At 63.9% G+C, this 1,891-nt stretch carries 4 protein-coding genes; all 4 read left to right on the top strand.

Going from position 1 to position 1,891, the window contains the following annotated elements:
* Window positions 1-206 (top strand): glycerol-3-phosphate acyltransferase (locus WBB85_RS00960; RefSeq protein WP_432636749.1); only part of this gene is annotated, 206 nt, incomplete at its 5' end.
* Window positions 207-242: 36 nt separating this feature from the next.
* Window positions 243-959 carry a hypothetical protein gene (locus WBB85_RS00955; protein ID WP_432636748.1) on the top strand — a complete coding sequence of 239 codons (717 nt, stop codon included), beginning with the start codon at window positions 243-245 and terminating at the stop codon, window positions 957-959.
* The gene (locus tag WBB85_RS00950; protein WP_432636747.1) at window positions 956-1,267 is read left to right on the top strand and encodes a hypothetical protein; all 312 of its coding nucleotides are present in this window, start codon (window positions 956-958) and stop codon (window positions 1,265-1,267) included. Before WBB85_RS00955 ends, WBB85_RS00950 begins: the two co-directional genes overlap by 4 nt.
* The coding region (locus WBB85_RS00945) for a hypothetical protein (RefSeq protein ID WP_432636746.1) at window positions 1,264-1,891 on the top strand (628 nt) is incomplete at its 3' end. The genes WBB85_RS00950 and WBB85_RS00945, both read left to right, overlap by 4 nt.

The following is a 1,891-nucleotide window of genomic DNA, read 5'->3' as shown; positions in this document are numbered from 1 at the left end:
CATGGCTGGCGACCGCGCTTGTCAGCCGCATTTCCTCGCTTTCGGCATTGGTTGCCGCTGGTCTTGCCGCTGTTTGGGCGGGGCTTTTGGGCCATTCCTCGATGATGTGGCTGGCAACACTTCTGGCAACCTTGGTGTTTTACAAACACCTTCCCAATATAGAGCGGATCAAGGCAGGGACCGAACCGAAGATCGGCCAGAAATAGCGCCATCCCTCCCCCCGCGAAACCCAAGGGAACCACATGAAGCGCACGCTCCTCATCCTTTTCGGCCTCTTGCTTGCGGGCTTCCTCGCCTTCCGTGCGCTGTTCGGCGGGCAGACGGTCAGTTGGCACCAGCGACTCACGATCACGGTCGAGACACCCTTGGGCGAGGTTTCTGGGGCGGCGGTGACGGCGGTCAGGAAGGTCGAATGGCTCGGGCCCTGGGTTCTGCCGGACGCGCAGCGCGTCATCAACACGATCAAAGGCGAGGCGGCGGTGGTCGAGGTTGCACCGGGCCGCCATCTGTTCGCGCTTCTGGACGGCGAAAGTGGCGAAGGCAGCTGGCTGCGCGATGCGGGGCACTGGGTCTATGCGGCTTACGGGCTGGGGCAGAAATCTGACCGCAGCTATGAGGCGTCGATGCGCAAGCTGAAATCACAATCCTATAACCGGCCCGTCCCGCTGCCGCCCGAGGGCTGGCCGCTGATGGTGACCTTTGACGACATCGCCGACCCCACAACCGTGCGCCGCGTCGACCCCGACGATCTGGCGGCAAGCTTCGGGCCGGGCGTGCGGCTTAAAGCGGTGACGCTGGAGGTGACGAAGGCGGCGGTGACGGAGGGGCGAGTGGAAGGCTTACTAGGTTGGTTAGGCCCGCACCCAGAACCTGCGCTCGGGCCTGCGACCGGCGGCACGACAAATATACCGTTTTTCCGTCTCGTTCATATGGGCGATTTCATTAGGAGACATCAATGACAGCCTCCAAGGACCTACTTCTTTCGATCCTTTCGATGGACGCTTACAATCGCGGCTACAACCCTGGCATTACGGGGCTAAGTGACGCGCCCGGTTCCAGCGTTGGTTCGGCCAGCATTCTTGACGTTGACCTCCCCCAAGGGGCAGCTGCCGCCAGCTTCTACGCCGTCGCCTATCAGACCGCCGATGGCATCGTGATCTCCTATCGCGGCAGGGGCGACATCCCCGCCGCCCGAGCCGCCAACGGCACCGCCCCCCTGCTACTGGCAGGTCTTTCACTGGGTGGGGCGCTGGCGGTGGCCGCATGAAGCGCCTGCCCCATATCCTCTTCGCCCTCCTCCTCCCGCTGCTTCTGGCGGGCTGCAAGGAGAAATTCACCTGGCACCAGAAGATGGCGGTGACGGTCGAGACCCCCTCGGGTGAGGTTTCGGGATCGTCGGTCAGCGCGGTGAGTTGGCAGCAACATCTGATCCGCTTCGAGGGCATGGGCTGGCACTATGGCGTGACGGGCGAGGCGGTCGTCGTGGAGGTCACGCCGGGACGCTACCTGTTTGCGCTGCTGAAAGGCGCGGGCACGACGGAATACATGGGCTCGGTCGCGCCCGCCTCGATCTCGGGGCAGAAAAGCCGGGTGATCGACCCCGCCCTGTTCGCCGAGGTCCGTGACAAGCGGGGACGCGCGGCGGGGCTGATCGCGGTGCCGGAGTTTCAGTATCCGCTGATGGTGAGTTTTGCCGACATCACCGACCCCGCGAGTGTGCAGCTTGTGGACCCAAATGATCTGGCCGCGAGCTTCGGCCCCGGCGTGCGGCTCAAGGCCGTGACGCTGGAGGTGACGAAGGCGGCGGTGACGGAAGGGAAGGTCGAGGCGGTGTTGGGGTGGTGGTCAAAAATGCGTTCAGGGCCTTTGAACGAAATGACCCCTCTACGGC

The organism is Albidovulum sp., assembly GCF_049646345.1.
Lineage (GTDB): Bacteria > Pseudomonadota > Alphaproteobacteria > Rhodobacterales > Rhodobacteraceae > Albidovulum.
Note: the sequence above shows the minus strand (reverse complement) of the source record. Positions and strands in the feature narration are given on the sequence as shown.